Genomic DNA, 1,053 nt, shown 5'->3' on the forward strand with positions numbered 1-1,053 from the left:
ACAGAGTGTACAAATTCTTCCCAGGAGCCAGCATTGTCTAATTGATCGGAAAGACTATTAACTAACGTACCTAGGCGGTCTTGGATGAACTGATTTTCTAGTATCTTCTTATTGGGGGGCTCCTTCCCTACAGAGGGGGCTGGTCGCTTGCTTGGTGTGGACGGCGTGGAGCTAGCTTCCGGGCCAGGGCTTTCTGTAGGAGGGGCCACTATTGTGTTTTCTTCTTGCGCGCGGTGGCTTGCTGCGCTTGCTTCGTTATTATATGTAGGAGTGTTGTTTGGTGTGGATGTGAAATGTCTTTGTTGTGGTGATGTGCGAACGACCTTCGGCAGGCCGGTGAGGTGCCCTCCAACTATTCTTTTCGCAGGAGAAGGAGGGTAGGAGACGCTTGGAGCGCCTCAGGGCTTGGTAGCCACCCCACAGTCGGTCAAGAGCTTGTGAGTGGCATCGATCACATTCTTGTTGGCCTGAATGTGGGTGGAGGCACGCTTGCATCCCTCATAGCACGTTCCTCTCAAGAGGTAGGACAGGCAAACTGGATGACCTCCAATCTTCGGGACCACGAGAGGATCATTCCCCGAATGGGCTTTGAGCAACGAGTTCACCGAAGTGTGACCAGATCCCGTGTATTGCTCGTTGAGTGATGCATCCAAGTTGGGATTCGAAATGACGGAGGGCTTGGCCGTGCCGGCCGCTGCAGCTGGAGCTGTTCCGGTGCTTTTGCCCCCGCGAGCCGTCCCAGGACCAGTTCCCAAACGCGGGGCTGGCTGCTGTTCGTCCACCACCGTCAGCCACGTCTGGGGAAGGTGAGGGAGATCATTCTCATAAGTCTTGATGCCTAGGGCCCTTTCCATGGATGCGAAGTTGGGAAGGTAGCCGGGCCGAGAGAGCGAGCGCTCCTGGATGTAGTCGAACACCTGAACCTGCACCCAGTACATGAGGCGCAGGCAGACGTGGACATGAGTGGCAGGCGTGTGGGCCATGTGGTATCAAAGACCAGAGGTAAGCTCCTCACGGATGTTTGCCAAGAAGTGACGATAAGAGGTGGCCAGG

General features: G+C 55.6%; 1 protein-coding gene. It reads right to left on the minus strand.

Features of this window, described 5'->3' with window-relative positions; all coding sequences use genetic code 11:
- Nucleotides 1-398: 398 nt before the first annotated feature.
- A complete protein-coding gene (locus V6D20_05255; protein ID HEY9815197.1) occupies nucleotides 399-983 on the minus strand; it encodes a hypothetical protein in 585 nt (194 codons plus the stop codon).
- Nucleotides 984-1,053: the final 70 nt, after the last annotated feature.

The organism is Candidatus Obscuribacterales bacterium, assembly GCA_036703605.1.
GTDB lineage: Bacteria > Cyanobacteriota > Cyanobacteriia > RECH01 > RECH01 > RECH01.

Bases quoted from the DNA above. Each gene is read 5' to 3' on its own strand.
- V6D20_05255 (HEY9815197.1), bottom strand. From the start codon at position 983: ATGGCCCACACGCCTGCCACTCATGTCCACGTCTGCCTGCGCCTCATG.